Below are 13,631 nucleotides of genomic sequence, written 5' to 3' on the forward strand. Positions count from 1 at the left end.
CCCTTGCGAGCGACGGCGACGACATCGCGGCGGAACTCCTCCGGATACGGCTTCGGCATGGTGGACATCCTTCCAGCGAGGACCAAGTCCTCACAGATCAGGAATCAACCAAACCAGGGGCAGTCCCTTTCGCGTGTGCGGGTTGTAGTCGGTCGCTCCGTCACTGAATACCGACGCAGCAAGCCGACGATCGGTTCCATCGAAGCTGAAATTTCACCATGCGGTCCACCGCCACGCCAACCTCGACCGTGGTCATTGCGGGTGGTTGTTGGTGGGCGGTAGGGTTTGGGCAGGTCGCGGGGGAGTCGGATCGTCGAGGCTCAACTGGGATGTTCCGGTGGTGAACTCTGGTTTGGGAGGGGTGTGATGACGGGCAGGGGGAGTGTCGGCCGCGTTGTGGGTCTTGCGGTTGGTGTTGTGATGGTGCTTGTTGGTTGTCAGGACAGTTCGGATGGGATGCCGACCAGTGCTGGTGCTATGAGCACGTCGGTAAGTGTTGGTACATCGGCACGGATTTCGCCTGCCAAGGACGTTGCACCTTGGGATCCTTGCGCTCTCTCGTCGGATGCTGTGCGGGCGACTGGGCTAGACCCGGACAGTAAGAAGACGGGTGTCGCCGGAGTCGAGTTCGACGGCTGGAACGTTTGCGATTGGCGAGCGTCGGCGCGTTGGTACAACACCAGCATTTTTGCGGGCTTTCCGACTCTTCAAGAGGTTCGGGACCGTAAGGATTTTACAGATCTCAAGGCATTGCGCATCGATGGTCGCCAAGCGGTTCAGTTCAAGCTCGCAAGCGACAATGATCATCTCGGGTGCGGTGTGGCAGTCGAAGTGCCCAGGGGGACAGTCATTTTCGATGTGCTCGGTCGGTATAGTGAACCGCGTCAAGAGGATCCATGTGTAGTCGCTGTCAGGCATGCAACTGAGTTGGTGAAGTATCTGCCGGGGAACTAGGGTTTGGTTGTTGGTGGGCGGTAGGGTTTGGGCAGGTCGCGGGGGAGTCGGATCGTCGAGGCTCAACTGGGATGTTCCGGTGGTGAACTCTGGTTTGGGAGGGGTGTGATGACGGGCAGGGGGAGTGTCGGCCGCGTTGTGGGTCTTGCGGTTGGTGTTGTGATGGTGCTTGTTGGTTGTCAGGACAGTTCGGATGGGATGCCGACCAGTGCTGGTGCTATGAGCACGTCGGTAAGTGTTGGTACATCGGCACGGATTTCGCCTGCCAAGGACGTTGCACCTTGGGATCCTTGCGCTCTCTCGTCGGATGCTGTGCGGGCGACTGGGCTAGACCCGGACAGTAAGAAGACGGGTGTCGCCGGAGTCGAGTTCGACGGATGGAAAGTATGCCGTTGGCGTGCGCAGACGGGGTGGTACACGCTCAGTATTCTTGCCGGCACTCCGACGTTGAAGGATGTTCAAGGACGTCGTGATTTCAGCGAGTTCAAGCCGGTGAGGGTCGGGAACCGTTCGGCGCTGCAGTTCGGCAGGGCCAGCGACCCAGATAATCTCGGGTGCGGCGTTGTGGTCGAAGTCTCGGGCGGCACGGTGCTCTTCGACATGCTGACTCGATACGGTGAACCTCAGCAGGATGCTCCGTGTGCAGTATCGGTACGACACGCCGATGAATTGGCGATGTATCTTCCATAGGGATGAGGGGCAAGCCTATGAGTGACGGATCAGCATCAAAATGGCACGCGCTTCTCGCCTCAGCAACGCCGGCGAGTTGTTCCTCGACTCGGACGTGGGTAACGGTCTATCGCAGGAGTGTGATCGCAACATAGGGAATCTGCGTGACCTTCTCGAAGAAAGCTGAAACGTCGAGTTCGTCAGCGGATTCGGTGGATTCCCGTCAGGTCAAGTTCTCGAAGAAAAAGTTCACGCGGAAGGGCTCAACCGGTCCGGGCTCGATCCAAAATCGGATCAGAGACACATCGATGAAGTAATGCTGATGAAGGAAGTCTTCGCCAAAGCCATAGAGAACTACCACTCCGTCGACCAATCCAGGCCGGGACCGTCTGCCTTACCCGCTGCAATTCCGCCCGGACGCAGTCGATTTCGATGATCTCGTGCGGCAGCGGGAAGGCGCGGTCGACGCGCTGCTCGGCAGGCATTCGCTCGAGTTGGAACGTGCGCTTGCTGTGCTGCTCGAGCCGGAGGTGCGGATCGAGTCGAAGGGATTCGACGGCCCAGACCTGGCGCGTACCTTACGTTTTCACGCCGCAGTCAATGGTTCCGCAGCGACCACCCTCACGCAGCTTCCTGGGCAAGCCGCTGACACCGGGGCCGATGTCGTCATGAGGTACGGCCCGGCCAGCGGCGCCGCTGCGCTACTCGTCGCCGCGCTGCCGGATACGTCGGCGGGCACCGCCGCGCCGATCGAAGTGCGCCGGGCCGAGGTGGCGGCGGACCGGGACCGGACGATGCGGTCGTCGGGCCGGCTCGGCCTGGCCGAGCAACTGGATCGCCTGTTCAAACGGGAACGCCTCGGGCTAGGCGAGATCACGGTGTCGCCGGGCACCGCCGTCGACTCGCGTCCGACGTTCGGTCGCGCCTTCTGGTGGATGGACTACCCGGACGGCCGCTACTACGTCAGAACCGGCGACCCGATCGTCGCCCGCCCGATGGACGGCGACGCCATGGTGGCGGAGATCAATCGCTTGGCCGCTCTCACGCAGCGCTACTACCGCGAAGACCGTGAGCACGACGAATCATTGCGGCAGTCACGATAACGTGCTGCGGTGCCGCGATCCCCAAGGGCCGCAACGAAATACTGGACACCGCGCCTGCGCTCGGCGATGATCAGCGTCGCGTCAACTTTCTCGAAACGGGGATTACTGTGTCACTTCTGAATAGGGCTGCGCTGGGTGCGGTGCTGACATCCGCTGCAGCGCTCACCGTGGTCGGCTCTGCACATGCTGCAGGCAATTACTATGGGACGCTCGCTGTTTCGCCGGGGGCCGGCAAGGTGGTCGAGGCGGTCGATCATCCGTCGTACGTGGCGGCGGATGCGGCGGCGATCCGGGATTGCGCGGTGTGGGACTGCAAGATCATGGTGCGGTTCGCGAATGGTTGTGCGGCGGTGGCGCGGGGCGCCGATGGGCAGTTCGCGGCGGACTGGGCGCCGACGCGGGCGGAGGCGGAGCGGTTGGCTATCGCCAAACTCGGTGAGAGTGCGCCGCCATTCCCTGATCTCGGTAGCGCTTCACCGCGGGCGGCGAGCATCGCGCTGTCCTCGTGTACGAAGAACGCGAGCTGAGACTCGGCACGACGGTTGACCGACCCGAGGGTTTCGTTTCGAATGACTCTGCACACCTGTGCTTTTCAGGTACACAGCAGTTAGTCGAACATTTGGACATATCGGATGCAATGCTCCATGCTCTGATCCGAAACTATTTCTTCTCGGGGAGGATCATGATGTCTCTATCGGGCAAGGCTGCCCTCGGCCTGTTCGCGGCCGCGGCTTTCGTCGCGGCGAGTGCGGGATCGGCCACCGCCGAGCCCGGCTCGGACGGCTCGTTCTACGGGTCGAAGGCGATCTCGGTGCATTCGGGCGGCGCGTCGGTCTCGACGGCGTGGGATTACCCGAACTGGGCGGAGGCCGACGCGGCCGCGCTGGCGGACTGCCGCGACGAGGGCGCGACGAACTGCACGATCATCGTGCGATTCGTCAACGGATGCGGCGCCATCGCGGAACGCGACGGCCGCTACCTCGGCGGCACGGGCGCCACCCGGGCCGAGGCAGAGCGGGCGGCCATCGCCGCATTCGGCCCGCCGCCATGGAATTTCGGTAGTTCGGCCCCGAACGCAGCGCGGATCGCGGGCACCACCCACTGCACCGCGAACGCCGAATAAGTCCTGCCGCTGGGTGTCCGGGCGAAGTGTCCGGACACCCAGCGAGCTGTTCAGCGGCGCAAGGCCTTTCGGGCCAGCCAGTTGCCGGCGAACTGGATGCCCTGCACCCCTGCGATGATGATTAGAGTCGCGACAAGCGTGACCTGCCAATCGAATCGCTGATAGCCGTAGACCAACGCGAAATCGCCGAGCCCACCACCGCCGACGGTGCCCGCCATCGCCGACATGTCGACGATCCCGATCACCACGAAGGTGTAGCCGAGGATCAGCGGTCCGAGCGCCTCAGGGATCAACAGCGTCAAAATGATTCGCAGCGGTCCGGCCCCGACGGCCCTGGCCGCCTCGATCACGCCGGGGTCGACCGTCACCAGGTTCTGCTCGACGATCCTGGCGATACCGAACGACGCCGCGACGATCATCACGAACGCCGCGGCCTCGGTGCCGATGGTGGTGCCGACCACCTGCAACGTCACGGGGCCGAGCGCCGCGAGCAGGATGATGAAAGGGATCGGCCGCACCACATTCACTATCACGTTGAGCAGCACGTTGATCGGCGCGTTCGCCAGCAGCCCACCCTTGCGGGTGGTGTAGAGCATGGTGCCGAGGAAGAGCCCGATCAGCCCGCCGACCACGAACGCGACCAGCACCAGATAGATGGTGGTGCCGATCGCCTCGTTCAGGACCGGCCGGAGTTTGTCCCAATCCGTCTGCATCGGTACTCCTTTCAGTCCGTAGGGATCTTTTCGAGCAGACTGGGACGGTCGAGTTCATCGATCACCTTGTCGATCGCCTCGTCGTCCCCGTGTAGCACCAGCGTGACGCTGCCGAATGTCTTGTCCTGCAACGTGCTGACGCCGCCGTACACCACCTCGAACCGGACGCCGGCCGATGTCGCGGTGGACAACGCCGCACCGATACCGCGCCGGTCATCGATATCGACGGTGACGAGCCGGCCGCCGTGCAGCTCACCGAGCCTGCGCAGTTCGTCCTCGGACGGCCGGTTGTGCAGCACCGTCGCGACGAACGACTGCGTCGGTGCGGCCTGCGGGGTCGCGAAAACCTCGAAGGTGCTGGCGAGTTCGACGATCCGGCCCTCGGCGAGCACGGCGACCCGGTCGGCCACCGCGCGGATGACATCCATCTCGTGGGTGATCACCACGATGGTGACGCCGAGCTCCCGGTTGATCTTCTTCAGCAGCCGCAGTACCTCACCGGTGGTCTCCGGATCCAGCGCCGAGGTCGACTCGTCCGCGAGCAGCAGCGACGGCGAAGTCGCCAGGGCGCGGGCGATGCCGACCCGCTGCTTCTGCCCACCGGAGAGCTGATCGGGGTAGCTGCGGGCCTTGTCGGACAGCCCGACGAACTCCAGCAGCTCCGCGACCCGTGCCTTGCGCTCGGCCCGCTGCCAGCCGGCCACCTTGAGCGGATACTCGATATTGCCTGCGGCCGTGCGTGATCGGAACAGGTTGAACTGTTGGAACACCATCCCGATGTCGCGGCGCAGTCGACGCACCTCGCGCTCCCGCACCCCGGTGATGGGAGTGCCGGAGATCTCGATGGTGCCGCTGGTCGGCTTCTCCAAGGCATTGATCAACCGGACCAGCGTGCTCTTGCCCGCGCCGGAATAGCCGATCACGCCGAAGATCTCGCCCTGCTCGATCCGCAGATCGATATCGTCCAGCGCGACCTGGGCATCCGCACCTTTGCCGAAAACCTTGGTGACCGAACGGAACTCGACGGCAGGCGGATTGCTCACTTGCCGTCGCGGATGGACTGCTGCACCCGCTGCAGAATCTGCTCCAGCTCGGGACCGGTGCGCCGCACCTCGACGGCGGTGCCCTTGGTGACCTCGTTGTGCGCCTGCTGCACCTCGGGGTCGTGCCAGAGCTCGACCAGCTGCAGCAGCTTCGGGTTGTTCTTGTCCTCGGCCCTGGTCACCAGCGCGTTGATGTACGGCTCGGCCGCCGGATTCTTCGGATCGTCCTTGTACAGCGCCGAATGGGGGTCGATGCCGGAACGCTCGAGGAACGTGTTGTTGACGATCGAGCCGTCGACCGAGGCGAGCGAGAGCGCGGTCTGCGCGGCATCGACGGTGGTCACCTTGACCTTGGACGCACCCTTGTCGATGTCGGCAGGGGTGGGGGAGTTGGTGGTCGAGGAGAGCTTCAGCAGACCGGCCGCCTGCAATACGAACAGGGCCCGCGCCTGATTGGTGGGGTCGTTCGGGATCGCGATCTCCGCGCTCTGCGGCAGATCCGCGAGGGTCTTGTGCTTCTTCGAATACAGGCCCAGCGGCACGATGTAGGTGGACCCGATCGGCGTCAGGGTGTCGTTGTTCGCGACGTTGTAGGCGCCGAGGAACTGCAGGTGCTGGAACAGATTCACATCGATCTGCTTCTGCGCGAGCGCGAGATTCGGCTGTTTGTAATCGGAGAAGTTGGTGATCTTCAGCGTGATGCCCTTGTCTTTGGCCCGCTGCTCGAAGACGTCCCAGGCTTTGTCCTTGTCGGTGGTGCCGATCCGCACTACCGTGTCGGAGGAGGCCTTGTCGTCAGAACCGCACGCCGTAAGGGTGAGGGCCGCGGTGGCTACCAGGACCGGGATCGCCAGTACCCGATGGAATTTCACTCGTGCTCCCGAAATGCTTGTCGCGATATGAACCTGGTAATCCAAGCGATCCGGCAGCGGGGGAGACAATGGTTTGAATTGTGATGAGCGAAACCATTCCGCAGCATCGGCTGAGCATCTAGTTTGCTCGCAATGCGCTTGAAGCACCGACTACTGCTGCTCCCGATCCTGTCCGCCCTGGCCGTCGCCTCGGTTTCCTGTGGCGCCGAACACCGCGACGACGTGATCCGCATCGGTGTGAACGACGTCGCACTGCCGCATTGGGACGTATACAAGAAGAAGGCCGCCGAGCAGGGCATCACCGTCGAGTACGTCAACTTCACCGACTACAACCAACCCAACCCCGCACTGGCGCAACGCCGCATCGATCTCAACAAGTTTCAGCACGTGCGGTATCTGGCCAACTACAACGCCCGCAACAACGACACCCTGGTGCCGATCGGGGCGACGGAGATCTTCCCGTTGGCGCTGTACTCGCGTAAGCACAAGTCGGTCGCAAACATCCCGCAGGGCGGCCAGATCACCTTGAGCAACAACCCGGCCAATCAGGTTCGGCCGCTGCTGTCGCTGGCCGCGGCCGGTCTGATCGTGTTGCGGGGCAACGCAGGCTGGGATTCCAAGCTGGAAGACGTGGACACCGCGGCGTCGAAGGTGCGCCTGACCCCCATCGATCCGACGCTGACCGCGCAATCCCTCAGCAGCGTCGACGCCGCCTTCGTCGACGACACCTTCGCCAGGCCTGCCGGCTTGACGAAGAACGAGACGATCTACACCGACGACCCGGAACGCCCGGAACTGAAGCAGTACATCAACATCTTCGCCGCACGCGGTGCCGACAAGGACAACCCGACGCTGCTGAAACTGGCTCGGCTGTACCACGATCCGGAGGTCGAGGCGGCGGTGCGGGCGGAGACCGGGTACGAAGGGATCTTCAAGAATAACGATCCGGCCGATCTGCAGGCCGCTGCGGCGGAATTGGAAGCCAAGTTTCGCAGTTAGTTCCAGTTGCGAACGTTCCTGAAATTGGTGAGATCGGCGATTCGCCGGTGTGTCGCTGAAATACGTTCGCTGGGCGAGATTTCCGAGTGGTTTTCTGTCGGTGCTCGGTCCTACACTGGGGCTTCCATTCGAGACGACAGGGGGCTCTACATGACAGTGACACTGCCAGCGCTGGATGTGCGTGTGCGCGTTTTGGAGACGAAATACAAACAGCTGATTGAGAATCGGCGCTCGTACAAGGACGCCATCTTCAAGACGAAGAGAAGGGTGAAGAAGACGCACCGCTGGGTGATAGGAATCGAACAAGAAGTCTGGGAGTTGCGGGAGGACTTCGTATCGTTCCGACTGGACATGAGCTCGTTCCGTCAGGAAATGGGTGCGTTCCAGCACGAAACCAGAATGTTCCAGCACGAAATGGAAACGTTCCAACAGGAAATGGGAACATTCCAGCAAGAGGTTCGGGACGAGTTCACGGTGGTCAAGAGCGATATTTCGGGGCTGAAGCAGGGCATGTCGGGAGTGGAGCAGGACGTGTCCGGATTGAAGCGAGGTGTCGACGCGATTATCTCGCACTTCGGCATCACGATCCCCGAGGATGCGGCCCAGCCGTAGCCGAAACCCCTGCATGACGCGTCCACACCGGCAATGATGCCGGTGTGGACGAGCAGAGTTATATGCAGTCGCGGTTGGGCCTGCACGCGGCCGCGGAGTTGTTGATCGCAGGACCGCAGTACCGGCAATACGGAACGATCCGCCTACGCGCGGTACACCACGGCTTCGGCGGCGTGCAGTGGCCGGTGTCGGTCGTCGGCGCCGAATTGGTGTGGCCGGAGGGGCGGGCAGCGCTCCGCGGGACCTACCGAGACGTCGCGAAGCTGGCCGGATTCGAGCCGGAGGCACCGAAGGAGCTGTACAAGGACACGACAGGGGTAGATCCCGACAGCGCGATGGAGATCGATCCCGCGGCCGCACGGCAGATCAGTGAGTGGTTCGCACTGGGGGACAAGGCATTGCGATGTCTGGCACCGGATATCACACCGGTGCTGTGGCCGGAACACTTTGATCTGTCCAGCTCTGTCGGCGAGGTGAATTACGGTGTCTCACCCGGCGATGCGGGCCACCCGGCGCCCTACGCCTACGTCGGTCCATGGACACCACGCACCGGAGAATTCTGGAACGCCTCGTTCGGCGCGTTACGCGAGCGCGCGGAAGTCGACACCGCGTCGAAACTGCTGGCGTTCTTCGAACAAGGTCGGCTTGCAGCGGGCTGACCTGTCACGACCCGTTCATGCCAACTCGCTCGCCCTCCTGCGCAAGCGCATACAGATAGTCGGAAGTCACCGTGTCGGATGGAAAATAGGCCTCCACCGCGATCTCATCGAGGGTGATGTCGAACGCGGCACCGAAGGTGGTGATCGTGTTGAAGAAGCACAATTCGGCGTCCCGATGCCGAATCCGAATCGGCAGCGCAACCTCCGCCGGATCGATCGAAACCGTCTCGCCCGCAGGATAGTACGAGCTCAATTCGTCGTACAGGGTGCGCAGTTCGGCATCACCGGTCTGCCCGGCCTGGCGAGCCAGCCGCGGCAGCAGAAAGCCACGCACCTGGTCCAAGTTGCGTAGTCGAGGCGCAAAACCATTGGGGTGCAGCCCGATCCGCATCATATTGATCGGCGCACGCAGCAGCATCGGATCCACCCCGTCGAAGAAGACGCGGGTGGCCGTGTTCGCGAACAACAGATTCCACCGGCGGTCGACCGCCAATGCGGGAAACGGCTCGTGCACATCGAGCACCCGCCGCACCGCATCCCGTGCCCGGGCCAACTCGGGATCGTCCGGCGACCGATGCCGGTAAACGGGCGCGTGCCCGGCCGCGACCAACAGCCGGTTGCGTTCACGCAGTGGCACATTCAAATGCTCGGCGAACCGTTCGACCATCACCGCACTGGGTAAGGTTCGCCCGGTCTCGACGAAACTCACGTGCCGGGACGAGATGTCGGCCTGAACGGACAGTTCGAGCTGACTCAGCCCGCGCCGCAGCCGCCACTCGCGCAGCAGCTCACCGACCGGCCGATGCTCCTGATCCACCCGCCCAGTATCACCACCCGACCGACCCGCAGCCATTACATCCCTGGTAATCGACAGCCCGCCACCGCGACTGCCACGGTGGCCGCATGACAAACGACCTCGCCGCCCGCAACAAGAACCTCGTCCTGCACGGCCTCGCGCAATTCGCCGAAGGCAACCTCGACGGCATGCGTGCGCTGCTACACGAAGACTTCCGCGCACACGCCCCCGGAAACCCTTCCGGCAGAGACGCTTTCCTGGAGTTCACCGCCAACTCGCCGATCGCCGGGTCCCGGCTCGACATCAAACGGGTGATCGCCGACGACGACTACGTGGCCGTGCACTACCACCTGATTCCGCAGGATGACCCGCGCGGCGCGGCCGTGGTCGACATCTGGCGACTGGTCGACGGCATGATCACCGAGCACTGGCACGCACTGCAGCCGGTCCCGGACGAGGATCAGATCCCCAACGGCATGTTCTGAAAAACGCTAGCGAGCCATTCGGTTGTCCCCGGCCAGCCTGCCTCTGCGGATGAGCGCGCGCTTGGTGCCGGGGGCGATCGCGGCGGGGGTGACCTGGGAGTCCGGGTCGGGATCGTTGGGATTCGGCCGGACGAACAGCGTCACCGTGGCGGCGGGAGTGAACCCGCTGCGCGTCATCAACGCCGTCGAGGCCGTATTGCGGTCTTCCACATCGGTGACGATGCGCCGCGCACCGCGCGCGAACAACGCCTCCGAGCACACGTCGACCAGCCGCCGGGCGATGCCGTGCCCCTGCATGTCCGGCGCGACGGCGATCCATTCGAGATAGGCCCAGTCGTCGCGGTTCTCGAATTCCATGGACCCGAGCACGAAACCGACCACACGGTCCGAATCGAGCGCGACCCAGCAGGCGTTGTCGGGGCTGTCGAGGTGTTCGGCCACCGAGGTCAACGACCACGACGTGTACGGCTTGGCGGTGACGTCGAAGACTTCGTGACCGAGATCGAGGACCTGGCGCAGGTGGCCGAGACCCATCGGGACGATCACAACGGCAGAATCCATGCCGACAGTTTGCCAGCCGGATGCCGTCGTACCCTCAGGCCCCCTTGCGCGCGGCGGTCTTCTTGGCCGCCTTTTTCGCAGGCTTCGCGGTGCTCTTCGCAGCCGCTTTCTTGGCCGGGGTCTTCTTGGCTGCTGCCTTCTTCGCCGGCTTGGCCTTGCCGTTGTCGTCGGCGCTGCCCGCCGCGCGCCGGCCACTGGCCTCCAGGCTGCGCTGCAGGGCGGCGACCAGGTCGACCACCTCGGCGTCCATCTCCGCGGGCGCGGCCTCCGGCTGCTCGGGCACCTTGCCGGTGCCGCTGGCGATGGCCTCGTCGAGCAACCGCTTGAGCTCGATCTGGTACTCGTCGGTGAACTGATCCGGGTCGAAATCGTCGGACATGGTCTCGACCAACGTCTCGGCCATCTTGATCTCTTGCGGCTTCGGTTCGGCGACCCCGTCCAGGGATTCGAACTCGACCTCGCGCACCTCGTCCGGCCACAGCAGCGTCTGCAGCACCAGCATCCCGTCGCGCACCCGCAGCGCCGCGAGCCTGGTCTTCTGCCGCAGCGTGAAGTGCACCAGCGCGGTGCGGTCGATGCGGTCCAGCGTCGTCGCCAGCAGCACATAGGCCTTGGGCGTGCTGGAATCGGGCTCGAGGTAGTAGCTCTTGTCGAACAGGATCGGGTCGATCTGCTCGTTCGGGACGAACTGCAGCACCGGGATCTCGTGTTTCTCGGCGGCGGGAAGTTTGGCGAAGTCCTCGTCGGTCAGAATGACCTTGTCGCCGTCGGGCGATTCATACGCCTTATCGATGTCGGCGTACTGCACGGACTTACCGCACACCGTGCAGACGCGGTCGTATTTGATCCGACCACCATCCTTGGCGTGCACCTGATGGAATCGGATGTCGTGGTCCTCGGTCGCGGTATAGACCTTGACCGGGACATTCACCAGCCCGAACGCGATCGAGCCCTTCCAGATCGACCTCACTGCTGAATCCCCTCGACGCGGGTGCCTCGTCCGCGGGCCCGCTGCGGCAGCGGCCCGGGACGGTTGAGTGCTGGACGGTAAGGCCCACTCATTCCTCCATGATGGCGGAACGCATTCGAATAGGCGAGCGAATCGGCATCCCGAGTGTCGCGGCCGCGACGCGCCGACGCTGTGTCGGCGGTAGCGACACGAACAGCGTCCGCATGGCGCTGACCATGCCATTCAGGTCGGTGCGGCCCGAAAGATACGCGCGTTGCGCGGCGGTGGGCAGGCCGAAGAATGCGTCGAAAAAAACCGGGAGGTCGGTCGGCGGCAACGCGAGCAACGCTCGCAAACCGGCGGCCCGCAGTCGGTACACGGCCCGCGCCGACACGGGCCAGACCGCCGCTCCCGCCGCGACGCCGTCGGCCGCCGCGAGGGAGGCGGCCACGCTGTACCCGGTCGCCGGATGCGCGAATCCGCCCGCCGCGCCGAAGGTGCCTCGCCCGGGGCTGCCACCTTCGACCGGGAACCGCACTCGCTCCACCCGCTCGGCACCGGTGAGTTCGATGCCACGGGAACGTAATCGGTGCACCAGCCGCTCGCGCAGCTCGGTGCCGTCGAGCGCCGGCCGACCGGCCAGGCAGGTTTCCTCCAGCAGCATCTCGCCGCCGCCGAGCGGCACCGCATACAGAAACGATCGCGGTGCCTCCTCTGACGCGCCGTTGTCCACACGCCAGTCCATGAACAGCGGCACGAGTCCCGCACACCGCTTCGCGTCGAGCACGAGCCCGTAGGCCGTCTGCTCGGCCAACGTGGGGGAGCGGGCAATGCCACGCGCATCGATGACCCGTTGCGCGCTCAGCAGCCGACCAGAGGCCAGTGCCACCGTGCCGGCGGTGAGCGCCACCGCGCGATCCGCGACGACCTCGGCTCCGGTCAGCTCGAGCGACTCCCGCAGCCGGTCCGTATCGAGCACGGCATAAGCCCGCTCGATGCGGTGCGCACGAGTTCCCCACGCCGTCGGCCGGTCGACCGTCGCCGCAATGGCCGCCGCATCCAGCCACCCGGGCAACTCGTCCGCCCACGCCGCGTAGGTCGCCGTCCACCGACGATCCGGTGCAGGATCGACCACGGTGACCGACAGCCCACGAGCCAGGCAACGATGCGCCAGCGCCCGACCGGCCGGGCCGAGCCCGCATACGACGACATCCGCCGTCACGTCCAAGCCCTGCTCACTGCTATCGGCCCTTCGGGACGCTCAGATGCCGCCGGTGGACAGCAATCCGCCGTCCACTCGCACGGTCTCCCCGGTGATCCACGCCGCCTCGTCCGAGACCAGGAACCCGATCAGCCGCGCCACATCCTCCGGCGTACCGAGCCGCTTCATCGGGTAGACGCTGGCCGCCCGCTCCTCGTCCTCGGCGTACAGCGCGTCGGCGAACTTCGTCTTGATCACGCCCGGTGCGACCGCGTTCACCCGGATCTTCGGCCCGAGCTGCCAGGCGAGTTCGTCGGTGAGCCGGATGAGCGCCGCCTTCGACGCGCCGTACGCGGCGATCACGCCGGACGAGCGGATGCCCGCGACGCTGGCGACGTTGACCACCGCGCCGCCGTGCTCACCCATCCACGCCTTGAACGCCTGCTGGATGTAGCCGAGCGCCGCGACGACGTTCACATCGAAGATCTTGCGCACCGCATCCAGGTCGGCCTCCATCAGCGACCCGAACACGGGGTTGATGCCGGTGTTGTTGATCAGGATGTCGACCGAACCGAACTCGGCCATCAACCGGTCGATGGCCGCCGCGCGGTCTTCGGCATGTCCGGAGTTGCCCGCCAGCGCGACGACCTCACCCTGGTGGCCGAGGGCTCGCAGCTCGGCGGCGGTCTCGTCCAGCGGGTCCTGCTTGCGCGCGGTGATCAGTACGTTCGCGCCGCGGCTCAGCAGCTCCGCCGCGACGGCCTTACCGATACCCCGACTTGCCCCGCTCACCAGAGCGCTTTTGCCCAAAAGATCGTTACTCATGCCACGGCAGGTTACTCGGCGGTTCAGTTACGGCCGTCACACCCGAGTCGTCGCGGGTAAGAGCGGT

17 protein-coding genes are annotated in these 13,631 nt (G+C 64.5%); 9 read left to right on the forward strand and 8 right to left on the reverse strand.

Annotation, left to right across the window (positions count from 1 at the left end; translation table 11 throughout):
* Positions 1-420 precede the first annotated feature (420 nt).
* The 5 genes from IBX18_RS43520 to IBX18_RS36205 all read left to right on the forward strand — a co-directional run bounded on the left by IBX18_RS43520 (position 421) and on the right by IBX18_RS36205 (position 3,849).
* Positions 421-954, forward strand: a complete 534-nt coding sequence (locus IBX18_RS43520) for a DUF3558 domain-containing protein (protein WP_373889262.1) — start codon at positions 421-423, stop codon at positions 952-954.
* A 162-nt stretch (positions 955-1,116) separates the two neighbouring features.
* On the forward strand, positions 1,117-1,644 hold the full coding sequence (locus IBX18_RS43525) for a DUF3558 domain-containing protein (RefSeq protein ID WP_373889263.1): 528 nt from the start codon (positions 1,117-1,119) through the stop codon (positions 1,642-1,644).
* 368 nt (positions 1,645-2,012) lie between these two features.
* Positions 2,013-2,726 (forward strand): ESX secretion-associated protein EspG, encoded by a 714-nt coding sequence (locus IBX18_RS36195; protein ID WP_194838164.1) that lies wholly within the window; start codon positions 2,013-2,015, stop codon positions 2,724-2,726.
* Positions 2,727-2,866: 140 nt separating this feature from the next.
* Positions 2,867-3,253, forward strand: coding sequence for a DUF4189 domain-containing protein (locus tag IBX18_RS36200; RefSeq protein WP_306796558.1), 387 nt, complete (start codon positions 2,867-2,869; stop codon positions 3,251-3,253).
* Between the two features lie 155 nt (positions 3,254-3,408).
* The gene (locus IBX18_RS36205) at positions 3,409-3,849 is read left to right on the forward strand and encodes a DUF4189 domain-containing protein (protein ID WP_194837969.1); all 441 of its coding nucleotides are present in this window, start codon (positions 3,409-3,411) and stop codon (positions 3,847-3,849) included.
* A 50-nt stretch (positions 3,850-3,899) separates the two neighbouring features.
* On the opposite strand, the gene IBX18_RS36210 is transcribed toward IBX18_RS36205, so the two are convergent.
* From IBX18_RS36210 to IBX18_RS36220, 3 genes are read right to left on the reverse strand one after another with little or no spacing between them, the layout of a single operon-like run.
* Complete coding sequence (locus IBX18_RS36210; protein WP_194837970.1) at positions 3,900-4,562, reverse strand: methionine ABC transporter permease; 663 nt, start codon at positions 4,560-4,562, stop codon at positions 3,900-3,902.
* Between the two features lie 11 nt (positions 4,563-4,573).
* On the reverse strand, positions 4,574-5,605 hold the full coding sequence (locus IBX18_RS36215) for a methionine ABC transporter ATP-binding protein (RefSeq protein ID WP_194837971.1): 1,032 nt from the start codon (positions 5,603-5,605) through the stop codon (positions 4,574-4,576).
* On the reverse strand, positions 5,602-6,477 hold the full coding sequence (locus IBX18_RS36220; RefSeq protein WP_194837972.1) for a MetQ/NlpA family ABC transporter substrate-binding protein: 876 nt from the start codon (positions 6,475-6,477) through the stop codon (positions 5,602-5,604). Before IBX18_RS36220 ends, IBX18_RS36215 begins: the two co-directional genes overlap by 4 nt.
* Before the next feature lie 132 nt (positions 6,478-6,609).
* On the opposite strand from IBX18_RS36220, the gene IBX18_RS36225 reads away from it, so the two are divergent.
* From IBX18_RS36225 to IBX18_RS36235, 3 genes are all read left to right on the forward strand, one after another.
* Complete coding sequence (locus IBX18_RS36225; protein ID WP_194837973.1) at positions 6,610-7,476, forward strand: MetQ/NlpA family ABC transporter substrate-binding protein; 867 nt, start codon at positions 6,610-6,612, stop codon at positions 7,474-7,476.
* 150 nt (positions 7,477-7,626) lie between these two features.
* Complete coding sequence (locus IBX18_RS36230; protein ID WP_194837974.1) at positions 7,627-8,088, forward strand: hypothetical protein; 462 nt, start codon at positions 7,627-7,629, stop codon at positions 8,086-8,088.
* A 44-nt stretch (positions 8,089-8,132) separates the two neighbouring features.
* Complete coding sequence (locus IBX18_RS36235; protein WP_306796559.1) at positions 8,133-8,747, forward strand: hypothetical protein; 615 nt, start codon at positions 8,133-8,135, stop codon at positions 8,745-8,747.
* A gap of 4 nt (positions 8,748-8,751) precedes the next feature.
* Here the strand turns inward: IBX18_RS36235 and IBX18_RS36240 are convergent, their stop codons facing one another.
* A complete protein-coding gene (locus IBX18_RS36240; protein ID WP_306796560.1) occupies positions 8,752-9,564 on the reverse strand; it encodes a helix-turn-helix transcriptional regulator in 813 nt (270 codons plus the stop codon).
* An 86-nt stretch (positions 9,565-9,650) separates the two neighbouring features.
* On the opposite strand from IBX18_RS36240, the gene IBX18_RS36245 reads away from it, so the two are divergent.
* Entirely contained in the window at positions 9,651-10,028 is a 378-nt protein-coding gene (locus IBX18_RS36245; protein ID WP_194837976.1) for a nuclear transport factor 2 family protein, read from the forward strand.
* A 6-nt stretch (positions 10,029-10,034) separates the two neighbouring features.
* Here the strand turns inward: IBX18_RS36245 and IBX18_RS36250 are convergent, their stop codons facing one another.
* From IBX18_RS36250 to IBX18_RS36265, 4 genes are all read right to left on the reverse strand, one after another.
* Positions 10,035-10,589, reverse strand: coding sequence for a GNAT family N-acetyltransferase (locus IBX18_RS36250; RefSeq protein ID WP_194837977.1), 555 nt, complete (start codon positions 10,587-10,589; stop codon positions 10,035-10,037).
* 34 nt (positions 10,590-10,623) lie between these two features.
* Positions 10,624-11,559, reverse strand: coding sequence for a Ku protein (locus tag IBX18_RS36255; protein WP_194837978.1), 936 nt, complete (start codon positions 11,557-11,559; stop codon positions 10,624-10,626).
* Positions 11,560-11,647: 88 nt separating this feature from the next.
* Positions 11,648-12,760, reverse strand: a complete 1,113-nt coding sequence (locus tag IBX18_RS36260; protein WP_194837979.1) for a lycopene cyclase family protein — start codon at positions 12,758-12,760, stop codon at positions 11,648-11,650.
* 39 nt (positions 12,761-12,799) lie between these two features.
* Positions 12,800-13,564 (reverse strand): SDR family oxidoreductase, encoded by a 765-nt coding sequence (locus IBX18_RS36265; protein ID WP_107657835.1) that lies wholly within the window; start codon positions 13,562-13,564, stop codon positions 12,800-12,802.
* Between the last annotated feature and the right edge of the window lie 67 nt (positions 13,565-13,631).

It is taken from the genome of Nocardia sp. XZ_19_369, from assembly GCF_015355715.1.
Taxonomy (GTDB): domain Bacteria; phylum Actinomycetota; class Actinomycetes; order Mycobacteriales; family Mycobacteriaceae; genus Nocardia.

Bases quoted from the DNA above. Each gene is read 5' to 3' on its own strand.
- IBX18_RS36250 (WP_194837977.1), bottom strand. From the start codon at position 10,589: ATGGATTCTGCCGTTGTGATCGTCCCGATGGGTCTCGGCCACCTGCGC.
- IBX18_RS36245 (WP_194837976.1), top strand. From the start codon at position 9,651: ATGACAAACGACCTCGCCGCCCGCAACAAGAACCTCGTCCTGCACGGC.
- IBX18_RS36210 (WP_194837970.1), bottom strand. From the start codon at position 4,562: ATGCAGACGGATTGGGACAAACTCCGGCCGGTCCTGAACGAGGCGATC.
- IBX18_RS36230 (WP_194837974.1), top strand. From the start codon at position 7,627: ATGACAGTGACACTGCCAGCGCTGGATGTGCGTGTGCGCGTTTTGGAG.
- IBX18_RS43525 (WP_373889263.1), top strand. From the start codon at position 1,117: ATGGTGCTTGTTGGTTGTCAGGACAGTTCGGATGGGATGCCGACCAGT.
- IBX18_RS36265 (WP_107657835.1), bottom strand. From the start codon at position 13,564: ATGAGTAACGATCTTTTGGGCAAAAGCGCTCTGGTGAGCGGGGCAAGT.
- IBX18_RS43520 (WP_373889262.1), top strand. From the start codon at position 421: ATGGTGCTTGTTGGTTGTCAGGACAGTTCGGATGGGATGCCGACCAGT.
- IBX18_RS36205 (WP_194837969.1), top strand. From the start codon at position 3,409: ATGATGTCTCTATCGGGCAAGGCTGCCCTCGGCCTGTTCGCGGCCGCG.
- IBX18_RS36225 (WP_194837973.1), top strand. From the start codon at position 6,610: ATGCGCTTGAAGCACCGACTACTGCTGCTCCCGATCCTGTCCGCCCTG.